This is a genomic window from Nonomuraea sp. NPDC050404, from assembly GCF_040655495.1.
Lineage (GTDB): Bacteria > Actinomycetota > Actinomycetes > Streptosporangiales > Streptosporangiaceae > Nonomuraea.
This window is the reverse complement of the sequence record NZ_JBFAKB010000001.1, coordinates 1,034,996-1,056,578: the sequence shown is the minus strand read 5'-3', so window position 1 is coordinate 1,056,578 and position 21,583 is coordinate 1,034,996. Positions and strand designations below refer to the sequence as shown.

Below are 21,583 nucleotides of genomic sequence, written 5' to 3'. Positions count from 1 at the left end.
AATCCGTTCTCCGCCGCGCTCTGCGGCGCCGGGTCACCCGTCCGAGGGGCGGCGCTCGATGCCGATCGGTGCGGGCAGCAGCTTGCCGAACGGAATGGCGCGCAGGACCCGGAGGCGCTCGGCGGCCTGGACATGGCCGTGGTCGGCGGCGAGCCCGTAGTAGAACCTGGCGATGCCGAGCTTGGCCTGGCCTTCCTGCTCGAACGCCTCGCCGTAACTGAAGGACACGCCCGCCGCGAACTGGATCCGGTGCGGATCGCGGGCGAGGGCTTCGGCGTCGGGATAGTGCCGCAGGCGGGCGGCGTGGATCCAGTAACCGGCCGCCGCGAGCTCGCCGGTGAGCAGGTGGATGATCGCCAGACGGTAGGCGGCCTCGGAGTCGCCGTCGCCCGCCAGGCGGACCAGGCGCGCGACGGTCCTGCTGGTCCGTCGCTCGGCCTCATCGGCAGGGGTGCGGTAGAGGTCGTACGACCCGGTGGCGTGCGGCCTGGGCAACTCGTTCCTGGCGGCGCGCCACCGGGCCTGCCACTGTTCCACGGTGCCGAGGGTGTCCGTGAGCAGGCCGGTCTGTTCGGCATGCCGGTGACAGACCTGCACGAAGGAGGCGACGAGCCCCCAGTCGGGCAGGCGTTCCCGCTTGCCGTTGAGGATGTCGTTGAGCGTGCTCGCCGGCAGTTCCTTGGGGATGCCCGGCGCGCGCGACAACCGATTCATCTGGGAATAGGTCGGCTGGCCGGCCGATTCCCGCAGCTCTATGAGCGCAGCTATGAAGGCGGAATGTGATCCTGCCCGGAAAGTGTCAGTCATCGTCCTGGGGGTTGGTCGAAAGGATCGGTGGAAAGGTCATCTAGAACGTCATATTTGCAGAAAGAGTCTCGCGATTCTGGACACTTCGCAGATTCCATCTCATCCGGTCGCTATGGCCGCTCCAGGTGATCGTTTGCGCATCGGCCACAGGAGTGACGCCCGCCTCGGCATGGGCGCGTAGCTGGGCATTCCCCGATCGTCCGGGCCCCGTCCGGCTAAATGCGGATAAATGCGGATGAAGTCGGACGAGGTCGGATGGGTGCGGACGTTTTATGCCCGGCGCGGTGCGTTTCCGGTCTCGTGCGGGTGCGTCCGAGCACGTTTGGACAACTGGCCGGCGGCCTTCCCGGCGAGGCAATGTTGGCGCATTCACCGCTGATGTCCGGGAGGCCGCCAACCCATGCCGTTGCTCACGGCTCGCCCGTCAAGCATCGCGTACTGCGCCGACGCTCCCTGCCCCGCGGATGAGCAACTGCTGGTCACGCTCCTGACGACCTGGGTGCTCAGCACCGGGCGGACCCCGCCCGCCGCGCGCCCCGACGACCTCACCCCAGAGGAGCTCATCGACTTCTGGGCCGACGACCGCATTTGAAAGAGGACCGATGTTCACCACAGGTCAGCTGCTCACACTCACCCTGACGATCATGATCGCCGCGATCACCTGCGCGCTGGTCCTGGCCACCGGCGTGCCATGGCCGGGCGCCCTGCTCGGCGGCGGTGGCGCGGGCGGGGCGACGTTCGCGGCGATGTGCAGACTGCTGAACAGGCGCGACCCGTAGTGCCCGCCGGTGCCAGAGGTGATGCCCGCAGGTCAGGCCGACAGGACGAATCCCTCGTAGCCCTTGGCCGCGATCTCGTCGCAGATGTCGCGGTAGGCCCCGACCCCGCCCGCGTAGGGCATGAAGACCCGGGGCTTGCCGGGGACGTTCGCGCCCAGGTACCACGAGTCGGCCAGCGGGTAGAGCGTCTGCCCCGCCACCTCGCCGACGTGCCGCATCCAGGCGTCCTCGGCGTCACGGCCGGCCTCGATGACCGTCGCGCCCGTCTCGGCCAGGTGGCTCAGGCAGCCGGCGATCCAGTCCACGTGCTGCTCGATGGAGACGAACATGTTGCTGAGCACGCAGGGGCTGCCGGGGCCGGTGATGGTGAACAGGTTGGGGAAGCCGGCGGTCATGAGGCCGAGGTAGGTGTGCGGGCTGGCCGCCCACTTGGCGCGCAGCGTGGTGCCGCCGGTGCCGGTGATGTCGATCGCGAGCAGCGGGCCGGTGATGGCGTCGTAGCCGGTGGCGTACACGATGGTGTCGACCTCGTACGAGGCGGCGGACGTGCGCACCCCCGTCGGCGTGATCTCCTCGATCGGCGCCTCGCGGACATCGACGAGCGTCACGTCGGGCCGGTTGAAGGTGGCGTAGTAGTCGGTGTCGAAGCAGGGCCGCTTGGTGCCGATCGGATGGTCGCGCGGCGACAACATCTCGGCCACCCGCGGATCCTCGACGGTCTTCCTGATCTTCTCCCGGACGAAGTCCGCGACCATCTCGTTCGCCCGCGCGTCCACCGCGATGTCGCTGAAGGCCCCCAGGAAGCCGGGGCCGCCGTGCGCCCACCGCGTCTCCAGCTCCGCGCGGCGTTCCTGTTCCGACGCCTCCAGGGCCGAGCCCGGGTTGAACTCCGCCGCGATGCCGAACAGGGAGCCGCGCATCGTCCGGCGGATGTCCGCGTAGTTGTCCTTCACCCACCGGGCGTGCTCCGGCGGCATCGGACGGTTCCACGCCGGGATGGTGAAGTTGGGCGTCCGCTGGAAGACCGTGACGTGCGCGGCCCGCCGCGCGAGGACCGGGATGATCTGGATGCCGGAGGAACCGGTGCCGATGACCGCCACCCGCTTGCCGGTGAAGTCCACCTCCTCGTGCGGCCAGCGACCGGTGTGGTGGCTCTCTCCCGCGAAGGAGCCGGCGCCGGGGAAGCCGGGGACCCTGGCCTCCGACAGGCAGCCCACGGCGGTGATGAGGAAACGGGCGCTCACCCGGTCGCCGCGGTCGGTCTCCACCCGCCAGCGGGCCGCGGCCCCGTCATGGGCGGCACGGGTCACCCGCGTCCGGAACCTGATGTCGCGGCGCAGGTCGAAGCGGTCGGCGACGTGTTCGGCGTAGCGCAGGATGTCGGGCTGGGCCGGATACCGCTCGCGCCAGTCCCACGCCTGCTGCAGTTCCTCCGAGAAGGAGTAGGAGTATTCGACGCTCTCCACATCGCAGCGGGCGCCCGGGTACCTGTTCCAGTACCAGGTGCCGCCGACGCCCTCACCGGTCTCGAACAGCCGGGCGGTCAGGCCCAGCCCGCGCAGCCGGTGCAACATGTACAGGCCGGCGAACCCGGCGCCGATGACGACCGCGTCGAAGGAGGTTGCGGGCATGTCCGGGATCTCCCGTCCGTGTGCGGCGGAGGGGCGGCGGCATGACGGCTGGAGCGCAGCCCCGTAGTCATCAACCCTGACACGGCCGCTCCCGGCGGCCAAGACCGACGGCGCTACGACCCGGCGATGAAGGAACGCACCAGGGCGAAGAAGCGTTCGCCCTCGGTGTCCGGGATGAAGTGGCCGGACTGCTCGAAGACCTCCAGCCGCGCCCCGGGCAGGCAGTCCGCGATCTCCTGCGCCGCGGACAGCGGCGTGATCGGGTCGCGGGTGCCGGCCGCCACCAGCGCCGGGCACTGGACGGAGGCCAGGGCCGGCGTCAGGTCGAACCGGGCGGTGGACATGAAGCTCATGGTGAGCTCGGGGTTCGGCACGATGCGCGACATGACCTGGACGTCGGATTCGGCGGGAGGAGCGGGGCAGTAGGCCGGAGCGCAGACCCGCCCGAAGTCGACGAACGTCCACGGCTTCCCCTCGGCGAGGAACGCCTTGGCGGCCATGGCGGCCTCGTCGCCGGCCTCCGCGCGGAAGCCCTCGACGATCCGGTCCAGGTCCCAGCGGGCGACGGTGCTCTGCAGGATCAGCTTGGCCGCGTGGCCGGGGTGGCGGGTGGCGTAGTTCATGGCCACGACCCCGCCCCAGGACCAGCCCAGGACGATCGGATCGACGATGCCGAGGGTGTCGCACAGGGCGCGCACGTCGTCGCCCCACTGGTCGAGGTTCCAGGTGGAGGTGTCGGACTCCCGGCTGCGGCCGTTGCCGCGCTGGTCGACGTAGATGAGCTGGGCCACGTCGGCGAGCTGCGAATAGGCGGGCTTGAAGATCGAATGGTCGTGGCCGGGGCCGCCGTGCAGCAGCAGGACGGTCGGCTTCTCGCGCATGGTGTAGCCGTCGGGCTCCAGGGAGGCGCCTTCGACGTCCACGTACAGGGAGGTGCCGTTCACCTGAACACGCATGGAATGCTCCAAATCAAGCGGGGGCTGCTTGATCAGTTTCGCTGGACGCGGCGGGAGGACACCATGCCGACCGCCCCCCGCACGCCGGTAGTGGTGGCACTACCGGCGCGCCGAGACCGGGCCCCGGCTTTCAGCGCTCGTCGATGACCTGACCGTTCAGCGCGGCGGAGTCCTTGGTCAGGGCCATGGTCAGCGGCGCCTCCGGGAAGGTGGGCAGGGCGGCGAACGCGGCGCCCATCTGCTCGGCGCTCGCCCAGTGCCAGGTGTCGGCGTAGGTGCCGTCCTCCAGCAGGATCAGCACGGCCTTGGTGAGCCCGGGATGCCCTTCCCGGACGGTCGCGATCAGCGAGCTGCGGCGGGCCAGGAACTCCTCCAGGTCGGCGCCGGCGACGGAGTAGCGGTGTGCGCGTACGACGGACATTTCTCTGCCTCCTTGGGGGTGATCGGCTTACCAGCTGCCCGGGGCCTGCCGGATCGGGACGTTGAGCCGGTTGAAGAGGTTGGTGGTGGCGGTCATCAGCAGGAGCGAGGCCAGTTGCGGCTCGTCGAAGTGGTCGGCGGCGTCGTCCCAGACGTGGTCGGGAACGGCGTCCGGGCGGTCGGCCAGCCGCGTCGCGGCCTCCGCCAGCGCCAGCGCGGCCCGTTCGGCGTCGGTGTAGTACCCGGCCTCGCGCCAGGCGGCGACCAGGCCGATGCGCTCCTCGCTCTCGCCGAGCTTGCGCAGGGACGTGAGGCCGGCGGCGACGCAGAAGCTGCAGCCGTTGATCTGGCTGATCCGCAGGTGGACCAGCTCCAGGAGCTCCCTGGGCAGGCCCTGCGAGTGGGCGGCCTTGATGAGTTCCTGGATCGGCTTCATGACGGCGGGGATGATCTCGGCGGGGTTCTTCATCCGGGCTTCCATCGTGTTCTCCTCTGTCGCGATTGGGGTGAGATCAGAGTGGTCGTCCGGGTTGATACATTCGCTATGCGTCCGCGATGCGACGGAGATGGGGGGACGACGATGGTGCGCTTCACTCTTCTCGGTCCCGTCCAGCTGATCGCCGACGGCGTGCCCCTGACGGGCATCGCCCCACGTCACCGGGCCGTACTGGCCTATCTCCTGCTGAACGCCGACCGGGTGATCAGCATCGAGCGGCTGATCGAGGCGATGTGGGGCTACGACCGCCCCGACACCGCCCGATCGCAGATCCACGCCTCCATCACCGCCATCCGCAAGGTGCTGCGCGGCGCGGGGGCCGAGCGGCTGCTGGAGACGAGCGCCGGCGGGTATGTCGCACGGCCCGAGCCTGGGCAGGTCGACGCGCGGGAGTTCACCGACCTGGTGGCGGCCGGTGAGCTGCGCGGGGCCCTGGAGTTGTGGCGCGGTGAGGCGCTGGAGGACGTGCACGCGCATTACGCGGGCGGCGTCAGGGAGCTCTGGAACGACCGGCGGCTGGCGGCGTACGAGCGGCTGGCGGAGGATGAGCTGGCCGCGGGCCGGCACGGCGACCTGCTCGACGAGCTGGCCGCCCAGGTGAGCGCGAACCCGCTGCGCGAAAGGCTCAACGGCCACCTCGTCCTGGCGCTGCACCGGGCGGGGAGGCAGGCCGACGCCCTCGCGGCGGCCCGTTCCTACCGTACGGCGCTGGCGGAGGAGCAGGGCCTCGACCCCGGGCACGCCTTCACCGAGCTTGAGCGGGCGGTCCTGAGAGACGATCCGGCCCTACGCCCGATCGAGGCGGTCCCGATGAGCGATCCGGTCCCGATGAGCGATCCGGTCCTGGCGGAGGATCGGGCATCGCGCCCGGCCGGGGAGACGCCGGTGGGTTCCGCGCCGCCGCGTCGCTCCACCTTCCTGCCCTACGACATTCCCGATTTTTCCGGACGTACCGCCGAGCTGGAGCGGCTGGTGGGAGGCGAGCGGTCGGCGGTCGTCACGATCGACGGCATGGCCGGGATCGGCAAGACCGCGCTCGCCGTCCACGTGGCCCACCGCCTGGCCGAGCACTACCCGGACGGCCGCCTCTTCATCGACCTGCGGGCCCACACCGCCGGCCACGAGCCGATCGACTCCGCCGCCGCGCTGGAGACGCTCCTGCGCCAGCTCGGCGTGCCCGCCGACCGCATCCCGGTCCCGCCGGCCGAGCGCAGCGCCCTCTGGCGCGCCGAGCTGGCCGGCCGCCGGGTGCTCGCCGTGCTGGACAACGCCACCGACGCCGACCACGTACGCCCGCTGCTGCCCGGCCACTCCGACACCCTCATCCTGATCACCAGCAGGCGGCGGCTCGTGGACCTGGACGGGGCCCACGCGCTGTCGATGGACGTGCTGGACGAGCAGGACGCCGCCGGGCTGTTCGAGCGGATCGCGGGCGACCGCGCCCGCGCGGAACCCGACGCCGTACGCGAGGTGCTGCGGTTGTGCGGGCACCTCCCGCTGGCCATCAGGATCGCGGCCGCCCGCCTCCAGCACCGCCCCCGCTGGACCGTGTCCTACCTGGCCGGCCGGCTGCGCGACCACCGCCGACTGCTGGACGGCGTCTCGGCGGCCTTCGCCCTGTCCTACGAGCAGCTCCATGAGGCCGAGCAGCGCATGTTCCGCCTGCTCGGGCAGGCGCCCGGCCGCGACATCGACACCTGCGCCGCGGCCGCGCTGGCCGGCATCCCGGAGGAGGAGGCGGAAGAGCTCCTCGAAGGGCTCCTCGACGCCCACATGCTGCTGCAGCTCGAACCGGGCCGCTACACCTTCCACGACCTGCTCCGCGAGCACGCCCGCGGCCTCGCCGAGGACGACGGGGCGCTCATGCGGCTGCTCGTCTACTACCTGCATCGCTCGCGAGCGGCGGTGGACCGGCTGTTCCCGCACAGCATCGCCCAGCGGGAGGGGATCCCCCAGCCGGAGTCCCCGATCGCGCCCATCCGCGACGCGGCGGAGGCCGGCGTCTGGCTCGACGCCGAGCGCTCCAACATCATCGCGACCGCCGTGCACGGGCCCAAGATCTGCCTCGGATTCCTGGCCCTGGCCATCGGCCCCTACCTCGAACGGCAGGCGCACCACGACGACGCGCTCACGCTGCACACCCTGGCGCTCCAGCGCAGCTGCGAGCTCGGCGACCGCGCGGTCCAGGCGCGGGCGCTCACCGAGCTGGCGTGGACGTACTGGCGGCTCGGCGAGTACGAGCGCGCGCAGGAGCACGCCCGGCGGGTCCTCGACGCCTGGGACGAACCAGGCGAATGCGCTCGGGCGCTGCTCACGCTGGGCAACGTGGCCCAGCGCCGGCGGCAGGACGCGCAGGCGGAGCAGCACCTCAAGAAGGCGCTCGACCTGGCCAGGATCGGCGCCGACACCTGGGGCGAGGCGCACGTGCTGGGCATCCTCGCCCTCGTGCTCGACCGCGCCGGCCGGCCGAAGGAGGCCCGCATCCACCTCGACCTGGCGCTCGCGCTCTACCGCAAGGTCGGCGACCCGGCAGGTGAGGCGGTCATACTCAACCATCTCGGCGTCGTCCTGCGCGGCCAGGGCGAGCTCGCCGAGGCGCGCGCCCGCCACGAGCAGGCCGCGGCGCTCTACCGCCGGCTCGGCAACACCGCCGACGAGGCCGCCGCACTCAACGGGCTGGCCGAGGCGGCGGGCGATCCGGCGCGGGCGGCCGGGGAGCACGAGGCCGCGCTGGCGCTCGCCGACGCCACGCGCAACCGGCCGGAGCGGGCGCGCGCCCACGACGGGCTGGCCCGCGCCTGCCTCGCGCTCGGGCGATCGGCGCGGGCCGGCGAACATGGGCGGCTGGCACTCGGCCTCTACGAGGAGCTCGGCGTGCCGGAGGCCGAGGAGATGCGCACCCTGCTGAAGGACGTCGCCCCCTGACGCCCGCGGATGGGGTCCCGGCCCACCGTGCGCCGGGACCACCGCATATGTGTACGGCCCCAGCCATGGTTCGTGCGGAGCCCGCCATCCGGATGAGTCCTTTAACGGAATTTATCCGGGCATGTCGCCGGGGCGGGAGGCGTAGGGGAGCAGGGCCATCTCGCGGGCGTTCTTGATGGCCCTGGCGAGCAGGCGCTGCTGCTGGACGGTGACGCCGGTGACGCGCCGGCTGCGGATCTTGCCCCGGTCGGAGACGAACTTGCGCAGCAGGTTGAGGTCCTTGTAGTCGATGCGTTCGACGTGCGTCAGCGGGTTGGCCCTCTTGCGCGGGGCGCGGCGGTTCTTCACGCGGTCTCCTTGAGGTCGAGAATCGGGGCGAACGGGTCGTCGTACCGGGCCCAGGCGGGCGGCCCGGCGTCCTGCTCCTCCTCGGTGAGCAGGCAGGAGTCGAGCAGCGCGCGGAAGCGGACGGGATCGAGGCCGGGGCCGGTGAAGACGAGGTGCTGTACGCGGTCGCCGTGCCCGTCCTCCCAGTCGAGCGCGGCGGCCAGGCGGCGGGCGGGGGCGACCAGGTCCCAGGCGGCCTCGGGCAGCGCGGCCAGCCACGGGCCGCCGTCCTCGACCGAGACGATGCCGGCGACCGCGTCCCAGGCCAGCAACCTGCTGGGGCGGCCGGCCAGCCAGAACCGGCCGCGTGAGCGTACGGACTCGGTGACCAGCTCGTCCACGGCGTCGAACAGGCGCCCGGGATGCAGCGGGCGGCGGCTGCGCCAGACGGCGGTGACGATCTCGTCGGTCTGGGCGTCGCAGGGGAGCCGCGCGGTGGCCGGGTCCACGCGTTCGGCCAGCTCACCCGCGCACAGGGCGGCGCCGGTGCACGAAGGCAGCGAGCCGGCGGTGTGGACGGGCGTGACGGGCGCGAGGTGCGCCAGGACGCTGCGGGACAGCTCCCTGTCGTCCTCGTCGCCGCCGTGCAGGACCAGGCCGGTGGCGTATTCGAGCTGCCGGGCCAGGACCTCGGCCAGGTAGCGCCGGTCGCCGCCGGCCGCGGGCTTGCCGACCTGGATGAGCCGCTCGCCCCGGGTGATGTCGTCGGGCAGGGCCTCGGCGTCCAGGGCGGTGAGCACGGCGGTGAGCCGCAGGGTCTGCCGCGCCTCGTCGCAGTCGACGGCCTCGGCCACCGAGCGCGGCTCCACCGAGTCCCACAGGTCCACGATCAGCAGCGCCGCCCTGGGCGCGAGCAGGACGAGCTGGGGGATGAGGTCTTCGCGCACGGTGCAGGTGACGCAGCCGTGTGCCAGCCGCAGGTCGGCCGTGTCCAGCACGCCCGTCGGGTCGCGGACGGTGCGCCTGACCCGTCCCCGTACGACCTCGCGCAGGTCGTGGTGGACGGCGAGTGACCCCGGATGGTCGGCGAGCAGCCGGTCGACGGCGGCGGTGCGGGCCGATCCGTGCAGGCCCGCGACGAGGACGACGGGAGTAGGCACCGAGCTTCCAGTTGCTAAATCGATAACCGTTTTCATTATCATGGCACGAGTCAACGAGTGGAAAGGAACCGCTTTGGCGAGAAACGAGGTGCGTCCCGTGATCAAACTCCGGTCCACGGCCGGCACCGGCTACACCTACGTGACCAGGAAGAACCGCAGGAACACGCCGGACAGGCTGACGCTGCGCAAGTACGACCCCAAGATCCGGCAGCACGTGTTGTTCCGGGAGGAGCGCTGATGTCCGCGCACTGCCAGCTCACCGGCGTCCGGCCGGTCTTCGGCAACAACGTCTCCCACTCCCACCGCCGCACCCGGCGCCGGTGGAACCCCAACATCCAGCGGCGGCGCTACTGGTTGCCGGGTGAGGGCCGCCACGTCCGGCTGACGCTGAGCGCCCGCGCGATCAAGACGATCGACAGGATCGGCATCGAGGAGGCGGTCGCCCGCATCCGGGCCAGAGGGGAGCGGATCTGATGGCCAAGAAGAGCAAGATCGCCGCCAATGAGCGGCGCAAGGCCGTGGTTTTGCGCCACGCGGAGCGGCGGGCCGAGCTGAAGGAGCTCATCCGCACCGGTACGCCGCAGGAGCGGGCGCAGGCCATGCGGGAGCTGGCCCGCCAGCCACGCGACGCCAGCGCCACCCGCGTCCGCAACCGCGACTCCGTCGACGGCCGTCCCCGCGGCCACCTGACCAAGTTCGGGCTCTCCCGGGTGCGCTTCAGGCAGATGGCGCACCGCGGCGAGCTGCCCGGCATCACGAAGGCGAGCTGGTGACCATGGCCGTGCCCAAGCGCAGGACCTCCCGAGCCAACACCCGCCACCGCCGCAGCCAGTGGAAGGCCGCCGCGCCCGATCTCGTCCCCATCACCGTGAACGGGCGGGAGTTGCTGGTGCCGCGCCGCCTCGTCCGCGCCTATCAGCGGGGGCTGCTCACGGCCGAGTGAGGTGAACCGGCCCGCCGCGTGGGTGATGGGCCGCGCGGCGGGCCGATTTGTAGTGATACGGTCTCGTGGAAATGATTGTCATTGTCTGGAGAGTCCGTGAGATCGTTACCCGAGTCAGGTCCCGCAGCCGCGCCGGTCGCGGTCCCGAGGTCTGACGACGTGCCTCCCACCTCGACCGCCCCGATGGCGCTGATCGTCACGGGACTGGCCGTGGTGCTGGCGGTGTCGGTGCTGCTGGCGATCGGTCTGGGCGCCGCCGCCGTGGCCCCGGGGGACACGCTCCGCTACCTCTGGGCGGCCGTGACCGGCGGCTCGATCACGGCCGGCGAGGTCACCGCGTACCAGATCATCTGGCAGGTCCGCACGCCGCGCGTGCTGCTGGCGGTCCTGGTGGGCGCCGGGCTCAGCGTCGTCGGGGTGGCGATCCAGGCGATGGTGCGCAACGCGCTGGCCGACCCGTTCGTCCTCGGCGTGTCGTCGGGGGCGTCCGCCGGGGCGGTGCTGGTCAGCGCCTCGGGCGCGCTCACCGCGATGGGCATCTACGCGGTCTCCACCGGCGCCTTCCTCGGGGCGCTGCTCGTCTCGGCGCTGGTCTACCTGGCCTCGCGCGGCGCGGGCGGCCTGGCGCCGCTGCGGCTGGTGCTCACCGGCGTGGCCATGGCGTTCGGGTTCCAGGCGGTGATGAGCCTGATCGTGTACTTCATGCCGGACGGGGAGTCGACCAGCACGGTGCTGTTCTGGTCGATGGGCGGCTTCGGCGCGGCCACGTGGGGCGCGCTGCCGGTCGTGGCCGTCGTCACCGGCGTCTGCGTCGTGGTGCTGCGCCGGTTCGCGCGCGGCCTGGACGTGCTCGCCCTGGGCGATGAGACCTCGGCGAGCCTGGGCGTGGACACGCTCAGGGTGCGCAGGGGCCTGTTCGTGCTGACGTCGCTGGCGACCGGCGCGATGGTCGCGGTCAGCGGCGCGATCGGGTTCGTCGGGCTGGTCATGCCGCACCTGGTGCGGCTGTGGGTGGGCGCGGCGCACGTACGCGTGCTCACGATCGCCCCGCTGGTCGGGGCGATCTTCATGGTGTGGGCCGACCTGGTCGCCAGGACTCTGGTGGCGCCGCGCGAACTGCCGCTGGGCGTGATCACCGCGCTGGTGGGCGTCCCGGTGTTCGTCGTCCTGCTGCGCCGCCGCGGTTATCTGTTCGGAGGGCGATGAAGATGACCTTGCTGCTGGATGAGCTCTCGGTGTCCATCGACGGCGCGGCGATCGTTGAGGATCTGACGCTCGCGGTGGAGAAAGGGCAGGTCGTCGGCCTGATCGGGCCCAACGGCTCGGGCAAGACGACGGCGCTGCGGTGCGTCTACCGCGCGCTGCGGCCGGCCGGTGGCGCGGTGCGCGTGGACGGCGCCGACCTGACCCGCGTGCCGCTGCGCGACAGCGCCAGGATGATCGCCGCCCTCACCCAGGAGGACGGGGCCGACCTGGACTTCACCGTCGAGGAGATCGTCGCGCTCGGCCGCGCCCCGCACCTGCGCGGCAACCAGGCGCTCAGCGCCCGCGAACGGGAGCTGTGCCGGCAGGCCATGTCCCGCATGGAGGTCGCGCACCTGGCGCACCGCGGGGTGCTGTCGTTGTCCGGTGGCGAACGCCGGCGCGTCCTGGTGGCCCGCGCCCTCGTACAGGAACCGCGCTTCCTGATCCTGGACGAGCCCACCAACCACCTCGACCTGCACCACCAGATCCGGCTGCTGGCCATGCTCAGGGACACCGGTATGAGCGTGCTCGTCACCCTGCACGACCTCAACCTGGCCGCGTCCGCCTGCGACCGGCTCACGGTGTTGTCACGGGGACGCCTCGTGGCCGCCGGGCCGCCGCGCGAGGTCCTCACCGAGGCGCTCCTGCGCGACGTCTTCGGCGTCGAGGCGAGCGTCGTCCCGCACCCGCTCACCGGAGTTCCCCAGGTGCTCTACGACCTGGGCTCGGCCACCTCCTCCACGGAAGGAACCCCCGCGTGACCACGCGTTTTCGATCGATGACCGCCGCCGCCCTGACCGGCACGCTCCTCCTGACCGGCTGCGGCGCCCAGGTGGAGGGCGCCGCGACCGCGCGGAAGGTGACGGTCAAGAGGTGCGGGCAGGAGGTCGAGTACACCCTGCCGCGCCGCGCCGTCGCCTACGAGGCCGGCAGCGCGGACAAGCTGTTCGCACTCGGGCTCACCCGGCACGTGCACGGCTACGTCATGCCGCCCGCCAACCCGCCGGTCCAGGAATCACCGTGGGCCGCCGAGTACGCCAAGGTCAAGATGCTCAGCGACGACCTGCTCAACCGCGAGCTGGTCGTCGAGGCCAAGGCCGACCTCGTGGTCGCCGGCTGGCGCTCGGGCTTCAGCGACCAGCGCGGCATCACCCCCGCCATCCTCGACGGCCTGAAGATCCAGAGCTTCATGCACGCCGAATCCTGCTACAACTACCCCGGCTATCCCGAACGCCTGACCCCCTTCGAGGGCCTCTACACCGACCTCGAACGCCTCGGGCAGATCTTCGGCGTCGAGGACCGGGCCCGCTCCCTGATCGCCGGATACCGCGCACGGGTGGAAGCGGTACGCGGCCAGGCGCCCAAGGGGGAGCCGGTGCCGGTCTTCCTGTACGACTCGGGCACCGACAAGCCCTTCACCGCCGGCAGCCAGGTGCCGCCCAACGACATCATCCGCTTCGCCGGCGGCCGGAACGTCTTCGCCGGCCTGGACGCCCGCTGGAGCGAGGTGACCTGGGAGGCCGTGGTCGAAGCCAAGCCGGAGGTCATCATCATCCTCGACTACGGGGACAAACCGGCGGCGGAGAAGATCAAGTTCCTGAAGGAGTACCCCGCCACCAGCAAGCTGCCCGCCGTCGTCAACGACCGCTTCCACATCCTGGACTACAACGAGGGCATCAGCGGGCCCCGTAACATCGACGGCTTGGAGGGTTTCGCCACATACCTGCGCGAGTTGGAGAAATGACCACTACCACGTTTTCCCCGGGCGGCCGGTCGGTGCTGCGCGACCTCGCCTTTCTGCGGTTGTGGTCCGGTACGACCGCCTCCGGCCTGGCGACCTGGGCGTTGCCGTTCGTGCTCGGCCTCGCGGTGCTCGACCGCACCCTCACCGCCGCCGGCCTCGGGATCGTGCTGGCCGCCCGTACCGTGGGATTCCTGGCCGCGGTGCCGGTCGCGGGGGTGCTGGCCGACCGGTACTCGCGCCGGGCGGTGGTGTTGTGGTCCGGGCTGGCCGCCGCGCTCGCCACCCCGTTCATCGCGCTCGGGCTCGGCCGCTCCGTCCTGCTCATGGCCGCGGCGGCCGCGGTCGCGGGGGCCGGGCAGGGCGCGTGCCGGCCCGCTTTCCAGGCGCTCACCGCGGAGATCGTGCACCCCGAACGACGCCATCAGGCCAACGCCGCCATCACGCTGGCGGTGCGCGTCACCACGCTGGTCGCGCCGGCGGGCACCGCGCTGCTGGCGGTCGTCATGGACACCTGGTCGCTGCTCGTGGCCATCGCACTGCTGTGGCTGGTCGCCGCGCTCCTGCCCCCTCGGGGAGTGCCCGTACGGGACGCGGGCGAAGCCGGGCGGTCAAAAGGGTTCGGCGTGGGCGAGCTCGTGCGGGAGTTCGGCGAGGGGGCGCGGGAAGCGCGGCGGCATCCGTGGTTCCTCGCCGGGCTGGCCGCGCTGGCAGCCGTGATCTTCACCGGCTACTCCGCCACCGGAGTGGCGCTTCCCCTGGTCAGCCGCGACAGCTACGGGAGCGAGGCGGTGCTCGCGGCGGCACTGACCGCCTACACCCTCGGCGCGATCGTCGGGGCCGTGCTCATGAGCCGCTGGAAGCCGCGCTCCCAGGGCTGGGCCGCGCTGGCCGGCCTGGCCCTGTACGGACTCGCGCCCCTCAGCCTGCTGCTGCCGGCCCACCCCGCCCTGGTGTTCGCCGCCTACGCGCTGGCCGGCCTGGGCATCGAGCTGTTCAACGTGCCCTGGTTCACCGCCACCCAGCGCGAGGTGGAGCCGCGCCTGCTCGCGCGGGTCTCCTCGCTCGACTTCCTCGTCTCCTACGGCCTGGCCCCCGTCGGCCTGGCCTTCCTCGCCCCCGCAATGGACGCCTTCGGCTGGCAGCCGGTCCTGGCCGTCTGCGCGCTGGTGTGCTTCCTGGCCCCCGCCGCGGCGGCCCTGACCCCCAGCAGCCGGCACTTCTCCGCCGCACGGGAAACAAGCCCGGACCGGCCGGTTACGGAAGGTTGAGCGGGACGCTCAAAGCACCTGTATACGCCGGCTTTCGCCGTCGGAGAGGAACGCGGCCAGCGCCTGCCCCTGCTCGGCGACGTCGGTGCGGTCGGCGGGGGAGAGGTCGCGCAGCGGGGTGACGAGCACCGTGTCCTCCTTGACGGTCCAGGTGGCGGAGACCCGGCCGTCGACCAGCACCACGCGTTCGCCCGCGACCGACAGGCCGCGGTGTTCGTCGTCGATGATCCGGCCGCGGTCGTGGTAGCCGAGGATCGCGTTGTCGAAGGCGGGCAGGAACCGTACCGGGGCGGGGATGCCGGGGTCGGGGCGCGGCGCGCCGGGCAGGTCCAGCAGCTCGCGGCCGCGCTCGTCGCGGAAGCTCACCAGCTCCTCGCGGACGGCGGCCACGGCGGCGGGCAGCCCGGCCAGGCCGCACCAGGCACGCAGGTCGGCCGAGGCGGCGGGGCCGTACGCGGCCAGGTAACGCCGCACCATCGCCTGGCCTACCGGGTCGGCGGCGTCGGGGGAGAGCGGGTCGACGTCGCGGCCCAGCCAGGTGGCGAGCGGCGCGTAACGCGCTCCCGCCTTCGTACGCCACAACCCGCGCGGCGGCAGTTGCGCCATCGGCAGGAGTGCGGCGACCAGCATCTCGCCCAGCGGCCGCGTCCCCGCCTCCGGCCAGCGTCCGGCCAGCGCCCGCGCGAGCTCGCCCATCGTGCGGGGCTCGCCGTCGGCCATCACCGCCAGGCCCGCCGCCGCGAGCTCGTCGAGATCCACCCCGGCGAGCTCGCGGCGGTAGACGCCCAGCACCTTCTGGCGCAGCATGGCGTCGTGGCGGGCCCGCCAGGCCAGGACGTCCTCGGCGGTCATGAGGTGCACGGTGCGGCGCATGAGGGCGAGCCGCACCACGCGCCGCCCGGTCAGCAGGTCGGACAGCGCCGCCGGGGTGAAGTCGCGCAGTCGTGACCAGAGCCCGATGAACGGTTCCTGCGGCTCCTGCGCCTGCAGGCCGCCCAGATGCGCGACGGCGTCGAACGCCGGCAGGTCGGAGCGGTCGAGCAGCAACTGCCTGGCGAGCGTGGCGCGGTTGAGTGCCCGGGTGTCCAGTACGGTCATCGCGGCACCCCTCGCTTGCCGGCGCCGGGGATGGTCATTGCGGTCACGGCGGTCGGGTCCTCCGGGGTGTCGTCGCTGCATGGCACAGGACCACGATCGCAGGGGAAGCGGACAGTTTGTGACCGCTTCTCCGGGCGATATGCGGACAAAACCCAAAACTTGGCGCGCCCGGGCGGTGGGGCGGCCCGCGTCTGGGGCGGGCTAAAACAGACTGGGGCCCGCATCCCCGCGCTCGAGCGGGATGAACGGGACGGGCCCGCATCCCCGCGTCTGGGGCGGGCTAAAACGGGGCGGGACCCGCATCCACGCGTCGGGGGCGGGATAAACGGGACGGGGCCCGCATCCTTGCGGATGCGGGCCCCGGCTCGTGGCTGCGTGCGTGTCAGGCGGGAACGATGTTCTCCGCCTGCGGGCCCTTCTGGCCCTGGACCACGTCGAAGGCCACCTTCTGGCCCTCGACGAGCTCACGGTAGCCGCCGTTGGAGACGATGTTGGAGTAGTGCGCGAAGACGTCGGCGCCGCCGCCGTCCTGCGCGATGAAGCCGAAGCCCTTTTCCGAGTTGAACCACTTCACGGTTCCGGTCGACATGATGATCTCCTGTGATAGACCTGGACGAAGTCCGCACAACGCGGACCCCCGTGTCGCCTGCGTGAGCCCGTCCGGAGATGACCGGGAAAACAAAAACGCACCTGAAGTCACAATGTGTTCAGGTGCGCACAAGTCTTTATGGGTACCACAACTGCAACGCCCCCAGATTAACACGCAGGTTGAGGCCCCACAAACCTCACCCCCTTCCCGGCGGCCCTCCGGTGGCCCGTGACTCGGCTATATTGCCTGCCATTTGCCGACACATGGGGAGCCATTGCCGTTGCGGGCCCGTGACACCGGACGAGACCATGCCGCCGCCATGGGCACCGGGCCGGTCCGCCGGCAACTCTGGCACGCCTGCTCCTGCTGGCCGAGCCGCTGGTCGCCCTGTTCACCGACGACCGGGCGGTACGGGAGCAGGCGGCCGACGCGCTGCGGGTGCTCGCGTTCGTCTACCCGTTCGCCGGGGTGGCGCCGCCGCTCTTCGCGCTGGGCCGGTTCGGGACGGTGGGGTGTGGGTCAGCTTCCCGGTGGCAGAACTCCTCACGGCGTGCCTCGCGCTGCTCCTCCTGAGGCCGCGCAGGTCACGGCGGGGAAAGAGCGCCACATGATGGAGCGGGCGCCCTGCTGGGCGCCCGCTCCCGTGTTCAACCGCTCGGTCAGCCGCCGAAGGCCAGGTCGGCGTCGCTGAAGATCGGGTGGGGCGGGTTGACGTCCTGCTCGCCCCCGCCGCCGTCGCAGCGCCGGTCGGGGTTGAACATCAGGTACGTCCCGGAACCGCAGGCCGTGGCCGGTTCGGCGTCGCCGCCCACGACCACGCTCCCGCTGAGGTTGGCCCCGCCCTGGACCAGGGCGCTGTTCTTGACCACGGCGTTGCCGGTGACGGTGGCGCCGCTGTTGACCCAGGCCAGGTCCTCGATGCGGGCGTTGCCGCTGACGGTGCTGTTGCCGTAGACGGCGGCCCGGGGGCCGACGTAGGCGGTGGCGGCCACGTTGGCCCGATTGTCCACCCAGCCGCCGCCGTTGGAGTGCCAGCGCCCGTTGCCGGGCGCGGGCGGCCGCACGTGGCCGGGCTCGAAGCCCCACGGCGTGGCGCCCTGGAGCCGGAACTGGTACGGGTAACGGTAGTTCTTCGGGTATCCGTCGAGGTAGGCGTACTTGTGCACGGCTCCGGGCGCGCCGGTGACCACGAGGTAGACGTCCCTCTCGCCGGGCTGGGTCTGGAAGGTCACCTCGCCGTTCGACGAGTTGTGCACGGGGCCGTACCGCGGGACGCCGTTGCGCACCGCGACGAACCCGTACGTCCATCCCGACTGCGCCGCGGAGTTGATATGCCCGCGGAACCGCATCCGGATCAGGGCCCCGTCGCTGCTCGGGACCAGGCGGATCTTGTTGTAGCCGTAGTCGGACGGCGCGAGGGCGTCGGAGACGCGGAAGTGGCCGGCCGCGGCGTTGACGGCCAGCACCGGCACGCCGTTGTAGGCGGTGATGAAGGGATACAGGGAGTTGATGAACGGCATGAAGTCGGCCCGGTTGGAGTAGTCCCAGGTGACGTTGCGCTGGGCGTACTCGCCGACCCGGCGGTTGAGCTCCGCCTGGTCGATGCCGGCGATGCGCCGGTAGACCTCCAGCGGATGCTCGGTGTTCCTGGCCTCGTTCCAGATGCGGTTGAACATGGCCAGGCCGTCGCGGTCCTTGATGTACTGCAGCAACATCCAGGCGCCGTAGTGGTGGCGGCTGCTGCTGTAGGCGAGGTTCTCCGTGCGGATGAACCTGGTCAGGTCGCCCGCGGCGGTCCTCGGGTAGACCTGCATCGCCATGAACTCGGCGCTGGCCTCCCAGAACGTGCCCGAGCCCGGATGGGTGAACCCGTAGCCCGGCCTGCCGAGGAAGGTGTAGTTCTGGAACACGTGCGCCAGTTCGTGCGCCAGCCCCCACGAACCGGGCAGCGCCGCGCCGGGGGCGATGTTGATGACGCCGACCCTGCCGTCGGTGGAGCCGCCCGTGGCCCAGGCGTCCAGCGGGGCGTTCGACCAGGTCCTGGTGATGATCACGATGATCTTGTGCTGGGCGAGCAGGCCCGTCTCCGGCGTGAACCGCATGGTGTTCACGTAGAAGGAGTAGAGGTTTTCGAGCTGGCCGAGGATGTTGTCGGGGTCGAAGCGGTACTGGCTGGGGGCGTTCCTGGGATCGGTGCCGGAACGGTCGCCCCACAGCAGGATGAAGTTGGCCGACTCCTTGGTGCGCTGGGCGACCCAGGGCACCTCGCCGGTGCTCGCCCAGCGCGCGGGGATATAGACCGTCTTGGCCGCCGCCGTGGCGGTCTGGGACGGTGTGACCAGCAGTGCGAGGAAGAGGCAGAGGACTGCCGCGATCCTAGTAGCCATAGCGGCTCTTCAGGTGGCGCCACCAGTCCCGGAACATCCACGCGTCGAAGTCCGTGATCGACGACGCGCTGCCCGCCTTCATCAGGAAGCAGCACTGGCCGGTCGGCGTCCAGTCGTAGAAGTCGTCCAGGCCGAAGCTGTGTCCGATCTCGTGCAGCAGGATGTGCATGTTGTTGGTGTTGAGGTTGCTCATGTAGTACTCGCTGCCGAGCCGCTGCCCCCAGTCGCCGCCCGCGCCGCCGCCCATGCCGGCGGTCAGCCAGAGCGACATGTCGTAGTGGTGCGAGATGCCGCCCGGACAGTTGGGGTAGTTGCCGCTCTGGTTGAAGAAGCGGCCGCACGCCTGCGCGCACTGCGGGGCGTTCTCGCGGATGTCGTTGACGTAGATGTCGACGGAGGTGTCGCTCCACTGGAGCTGCGCCCGGTCGCGTACGGCCCAGCCCACCACCTTCAGCGGCACGTCGGCGTACGGCCAGTTGTTGTGGCCGGCCATGACGTCCATCCACTTCTTGAACTGGCGGGCCAGCGTGGCGTGGATCTGGTCGCGCTGGCTCGCCGTCACCGTGGCGCCGGAGTCCCAGCGCACGCAGTAGTTGATCGAGCCACGGTTGGCCATGATCTGGTCCCAGCCGTAGTTGCGGAAGCCGTACAGGTTGGGGTACGTGCTCTCCTGATGCTGCCAGACCTCGTTCAGCGGGGTGACCAGGTTCGCCGGCGGGTTCCAGGTGCCGGGCTGCTGGGTGCCCTGCCCGATGGCCTTGACCTCCAGCAGGCCGACGGAGGCCGAGCCGCTCTGGATGAGCACGCGCAGCCGCGTGGTGTTCACCGCGGCGGAGAAGGTGACCGTGTTGTAGGCGTTGACGGAGGTCGGGTAGGAGCCGGGGATGTCGGCGTACGCGCTGCCGGTCCAGCGCTGCAGCCGCCACGAGGCCGGCACGCGCACGCCGCCCCCGTCGTCGAAGAAGTAGATCTGCGCGGAGGTGAGCGTCTGCGCCTGCGCCCAGGTCAGCAGCGCCCACTGTTCACCGGTGTTGGGCCAGGTGCCCCAGCGGCGGTTCTGGGTGTCGTTGGAGTTGGGCGGGTCGATGCCGTCGTTGATCGCCGCGACGTTCTCCCAGGGGGAGGTGTAGGACGCCGAGGCGGTCGCCGTGAGGGCCAGGTTGACATCGGCCGCGGCGGCGGGCTGGGCGGCGATGAGAAAGATCCCGATGGCGGCGAGTACCGCTGTGAAGGCGGCGATTAATCGTCTCACTCTGACCTCCAAAGTTGTTAACGCTAACACAAGGTGCTATGTCACACACTTTGATGCGGGGGAAGAGTGTGGTGGGCGCGCCGCGAGCCTGTCAAGGTCCCCGCCGCTCCCGTCAGGACGCCGTGTCAGCTGCCTGGCAGGATGCCCGGAATTGCAGTGAAATTTCCAGACAAGGCGTTGGTTGTGTCGGCCTCCACAAGCGGGGCTACCAATCGGTAAGGTGTTACCAGCGGTAACGGGCTGGCGCGAGGAGTGCGGTCATGGCGGGTTTCTGCCCGGAGCTCAGCGACGACGTGGTCGGGGTACGCGACTGGGTGCACGCGTTCGCCCGCGACGTGATCCGCCCGGCCGGCGCCGAATGGGACGAACGCGAGCAGACCCCCTGGCCCGTCATCCAGGAGGCCGCCAAGATCGGGCTGTACTCGCTCGACTTCTTCGCCACCCAGTGGTTCGAGGAGAGCGGGCTGGCGCTGCCGGTGGCCTTCGAGGAGATCTTCTGGGGCGACGCGGGCATCGGCCTGTCCATCACCGGCACGGGGCTGGCCGCCGCCGCCCTGTCCGCCAACGGCACCCCCGAGCAGATGGGGGAGTGGCTGCCGCTGATGTTCGGCACCGAGAACGACGTCAAGCTGGGCGCCTTCTGCGCCTCCGAGCCGGACGCGGGCTCCGACATCGGCGCCATCCGCACCCGCGCCGTCCCCGACGGCACCGACTGGGTGCTCAACGGCGTCAAGACCTGGGCCACGAACGGCGGCATCGCCGACGTCCACGTGGTCGTCGCCTCGGTCGACCCGGACCTGGGCACCAGGGGCCAGGCGTCCTTCGTCATCCCGCCGGGCACACCGGGGCTGTCCATGGGCCAGAAGTTCCGCAAGCACGGCATCCGCGCCTCGCACACGGCCGAGGTGGTCCTGCGGGACGTCCGCGTGCCCGGCTCGTGCCTGCTCGGCGGCGAGGAGAAGCTGCGGGCGCGGCTGGCCCGCGTACGGAAGGGGGAGCGGGCCGGGGAGCAGGCGGCGATGCGCACGTTCGAGACCACCCGCCCGTCGGTGGCCGCGATGGCGGTGGGGATCGCCCGCGCGGGCTTCGAGTACGCCAGGGACTACGCCCGCGAACGCGAGCAGTTCGGCCGCAGGATCGGCGAGAACCAGGCCATCGCCTTCCTGCTCGCCGAGATGGCCACCCGCGTGGACATGGCCCGCCTGCTGACCTGGCGGGCCGCCTGGATGGCCCGCAACGGCCGGCAGTTCGAGCAGGCGGAGGGCTCGATGTCGAAGCTGGTGGCGGGGGAGACGGCGGTGTGGGTGACCGAGCAGGCGATCCAGATCCTGGGCGGCGCCGGATACACCAGGGAGCACCCGGTGGAACGCTTCCACCGGGATGCCAAGATTTTTACGATCTTCGAGGGCACGTCGGAGATCCAGCGGCTGATCATCGGCCGCGCGGTCACCGGCCTGCCGGTCCGCTGAGAGCTTCGCGCCCTGGGTTCAGCCCCTGGTCCGGGCGCTGTGCGCTCAGTTCCTGGCATGCGCGCTGTGCGCTCAGCCCCCGGCATG

General features: G+C 71.3%; 23 protein-coding genes. 12 read left to right on the top strand and 11 right to left on the bottom strand.

What is annotated here, in order from left to right; all coding sequences use genetic code 11:
- Window positions 1-33: 33 nt before the first annotated feature.
- Complete coding sequence (locus AB0I81_RS04635; RefSeq protein ID WP_360649815.1) at window positions 34-714, bottom strand: hypothetical protein; 681 nt, start codon at window positions 712-714, stop codon at window positions 34-36.
- A 493-nt stretch (window positions 715-1,207) separates the two neighbouring features.
- On the opposite strand from AB0I81_RS04635, the gene AB0I81_RS04630 reads away from it, so the two are divergent.
- Window positions 1,208-1,399 (top strand): hypothetical protein, encoded by a 192-nt coding sequence (locus AB0I81_RS04630; RefSeq protein ID WP_360649813.1) that lies wholly within the window; start codon window positions 1,208-1,210, stop codon window positions 1,397-1,399.
- A 10-nt stretch (window positions 1,400-1,409) separates the two neighbouring features.
- Window positions 1,410-1,586 (top strand): hypothetical protein, encoded by a 177-nt coding sequence (locus AB0I81_RS04625; protein WP_360649810.1) that lies wholly within the window; start codon window positions 1,410-1,412, stop codon window positions 1,584-1,586.
- Between the two features lie 32 nt (window positions 1,587-1,618).
- On the opposite strand, the gene AB0I81_RS04620 is transcribed toward AB0I81_RS04625, so the two are convergent.
- From AB0I81_RS04620 to AB0I81_RS04605, 4 genes are all read right to left on the bottom strand, one after another.
- Window positions 1,619-3,217, bottom strand: coding sequence for an NAD(P)/FAD-dependent oxidoreductase (locus AB0I81_RS04620; protein WP_360649807.1), 1,599 nt, complete (start codon window positions 3,215-3,217; stop codon window positions 1,619-1,621).
- A gap of 113 nt (window positions 3,218-3,330) precedes the next feature.
- Window positions 3,331-4,173, bottom strand: a complete 843-nt coding sequence (locus AB0I81_RS04615) for an alpha/beta hydrolase (RefSeq protein ID WP_360649804.1) — start codon at window positions 4,171-4,173, stop codon at window positions 3,331-3,333.
- Between the two features lie 130 nt (window positions 4,174-4,303).
- Window positions 4,304-4,594: a hypothetical protein gene (locus AB0I81_RS04610; protein ID WP_360649801.1), complete on the bottom strand. Its 291-nt coding sequence runs from the start codon at window positions 4,592-4,594 to the stop codon at window positions 4,304-4,306.
- A gap of 27 nt (window positions 4,595-4,621) precedes the next feature.
- Window positions 4,622-5,074: a carboxymuconolactone decarboxylase family protein gene (locus AB0I81_RS04605; RefSeq protein WP_360649798.1), complete on the bottom strand. Its 453-nt coding sequence runs from the start codon at window positions 5,072-5,074 to the stop codon at window positions 4,622-4,624.
- Window positions 5,075-5,173: 99 nt separating this feature from the next.
- Here AB0I81_RS04605 and AB0I81_RS04600 point away from each other — a divergent pair, with 99 nt between their 5' ends.
- Window positions 5,174-8,014: a BTAD domain-containing putative transcriptional regulator gene (locus tag AB0I81_RS04600; RefSeq protein ID WP_360649795.1), complete on the top strand. Its 2,841-nt coding sequence runs from the start codon at window positions 5,174-5,176 to the stop codon at window positions 8,012-8,014.
- Window positions 8,015-8,125: 111 nt separating this feature from the next.
- Here AB0I81_RS04600 and rpsR read toward each other — a convergent pair whose 3' ends face one another.
- Both rpsR and AB0I81_RS04590 read right to left on the bottom strand, forming a co-directional pair.
- Complete coding sequence (rpsR, locus tag AB0I81_RS04595) at window positions 8,126-8,362, bottom strand: 30S ribosomal protein S18 (protein WP_360649792.1); 237 nt, start codon at window positions 8,360-8,362, stop codon at window positions 8,126-8,128.
- A complete protein-coding gene (locus AB0I81_RS04590) occupies window positions 8,359-9,501 on the bottom strand; it encodes a GTP-binding protein (RefSeq protein ID WP_360649789.1) in 1,143 nt (380 codons plus the stop codon). The genes rpsR and AB0I81_RS04590 overlap by 4 nt, the downstream gene beginning before the upstream one ends.
- Window positions 9,502-9,574: 73 nt before the next feature.
- Between AB0I81_RS04590 and rpmG the strand changes: the two genes are divergently transcribed.
- The 8 genes from rpmG (at window position 9,575) to AB0I81_RS04550 (ending at window position 14,701) form a co-directional block, all read left to right on the top strand.
- Entirely contained in the window at window positions 9,575-9,739 is a 165-nt protein-coding gene (gene rpmG, locus AB0I81_RS04585; protein WP_360649786.1) for a 50S ribosomal protein L33, read from the top strand.
- The gene (gene rpmB / locus AB0I81_RS04580; RefSeq protein ID WP_360649784.1) at window positions 9,739-9,975 is read left to right on the top strand and encodes a 50S ribosomal protein L28; all 237 of its coding nucleotides are present in this window, start codon (window positions 9,739-9,741) and stop codon (window positions 9,973-9,975) included. The genes rpmG and rpmB overlap by 1 nt, the downstream gene beginning before the upstream one ends.
- Complete coding sequence (rpsN, locus tag AB0I81_RS04575; protein ID WP_360649781.1) at window positions 9,975-10,274, top strand: 30S ribosomal protein S14; 300 nt, start codon at window positions 9,975-9,977, stop codon at window positions 10,272-10,274. The genes rpmB and rpsN overlap by 1 nt, the downstream gene beginning before the upstream one ends.
- 2 nt (window positions 10,275-10,276) lie before the next feature.
- Window positions 10,277-10,444: a 50S ribosomal protein L32 gene (gene rpmF / locus AB0I81_RS04570; protein ID WP_360650203.1), complete on the top strand. Its 168-nt coding sequence runs from the start codon at window positions 10,277-10,279 to the stop codon at window positions 10,442-10,444.
- Window positions 10,445-10,627: 183 nt separating this feature from the next.
- Window positions 10,628-11,650: an iron ABC transporter permease gene (locus AB0I81_RS04565; protein ID WP_360650200.1), complete on the top strand. Its 1,023-nt coding sequence runs from the start codon at window positions 10,628-10,630 to the stop codon at window positions 11,648-11,650.
- 2 nt (window positions 11,651-11,652) lie between these two features.
- Complete coding sequence (locus AB0I81_RS04560) at window positions 11,653-12,450, top strand: ABC transporter ATP-binding protein (RefSeq protein ID WP_360650197.1); 798 nt, start codon at window positions 11,653-11,655, stop codon at window positions 12,448-12,450.
- A 17-nt stretch (window positions 12,451-12,467) separates the two neighbouring features.
- A complete protein-coding gene (locus AB0I81_RS04555) occupies window positions 12,468-13,433 on the top strand; it encodes an ABC transporter substrate-binding protein (RefSeq protein ID WP_360650194.1) in 966 nt (321 codons plus the stop codon).
- Entirely contained in the window at window positions 13,430-14,701 is a 1,272-nt protein-coding gene (locus AB0I81_RS04550; protein WP_360649778.1) for an MFS transporter, read from the top strand. The genes AB0I81_RS04555 and AB0I81_RS04550 overlap by 4 nt, the downstream gene beginning before the upstream one ends.
- Before the next feature lie 9 nt (window positions 14,702-14,710).
- On the opposite strand, the gene AB0I81_RS04545 is transcribed toward AB0I81_RS04550, so the two are convergent.
- From AB0I81_RS04545 to AB0I81_RS04530, 4 genes are all read right to left on the bottom strand, one after another.
- The gene (locus AB0I81_RS04545; protein ID WP_360649775.1) at window positions 14,711-15,799 is read right to left on the bottom strand and encodes a winged helix DNA-binding domain-containing protein; all 1,089 of its coding nucleotides are present in this window, start codon (window positions 15,797-15,799) and stop codon (window positions 14,711-14,713) included.
- Between the two features lie 382 nt (window positions 15,800-16,181).
- Window positions 16,182-16,388, bottom strand: coding sequence for a cold-shock protein (locus tag AB0I81_RS04540; protein ID WP_360649772.1), 207 nt, complete (start codon window positions 16,386-16,388; stop codon window positions 16,182-16,184).
- A gap of 659 nt (window positions 16,389-17,047) precedes the next feature.
- Window positions 17,048-18,775 carry a DUF6055 domain-containing protein gene (locus tag AB0I81_RS04535; protein ID WP_360649769.1) on the bottom strand — a complete coding sequence of 576 codons (1,728 nt, stop codon included), beginning with the start codon at window positions 18,773-18,775 and terminating at the stop codon, window positions 17,048-17,050.
- Window positions 18,765-20,027, bottom strand: coding sequence for a hypothetical protein (locus AB0I81_RS04530; protein WP_360649766.1), 1,263 nt, complete (start codon window positions 20,025-20,027; stop codon window positions 18,765-18,767). The genes AB0I81_RS04535 and AB0I81_RS04530 overlap by 11 nt, the downstream gene beginning before the upstream one ends.
- A 260-nt stretch (window positions 20,028-20,287) precedes the next feature.
- Here AB0I81_RS04530 and AB0I81_RS04525 point away from each other — a divergent pair, with 260 nt between their 5' ends.
- Window positions 20,288-21,496 carry an acyl-CoA dehydrogenase family protein gene (locus AB0I81_RS04525; protein WP_360649763.1) on the top strand — a complete coding sequence of 403 codons (1,209 nt, stop codon included), beginning with the start codon at window positions 20,288-20,290 and terminating at the stop codon, window positions 21,494-21,496.
- The last annotated feature ends 87 nt before the right edge of the window (window positions 21,497-21,583 follow it).